This window comes from Pseudomonas sp. AC463 (assembly GCF_979253585.1).
The window spans coordinates 1-261 of sequence record NZ_CEEDDZ010000762.1; the positions used below are offsets into that span (position 1 = coordinate 1).

A 261-nucleotide genomic window follows, 5' to 3' on the forward strand; every position below is an offset into this window, starting at 1 on the left:
GACTTACGCAGCAGCACACGACCACGCCCCGCCATACGTTCGGTGACGCTGTCACTAGCAGCCTGAACATCGGGGTGCTTGAGTGGATCGACACCGCCACCGAAACGCACGTTGACCAGCACCTGCGGACATTTGCGCAGCCCCTGGCGCGCCTCGGCAAGGCTCTGCCCACGCCGACGGATGGCAAGCAATACCTGCAACGCAGCAACGATGGCGTCCCCCGTGGTGACGTGCTGGAAGCACACCAGGTGTCCGGAGTTT

Annotated in this window: 1 pseudogene; it reads right to left on the minus strand. The window is 63.6% G+C overall.

Annotated features, from left to right (window positions below):
• Window positions 1-261 (minus strand): annotated as a pseudogene (gene glmM / locus AC0IYH_RS32275) (phosphoglucosamine mutase); the annotation flags it as partial.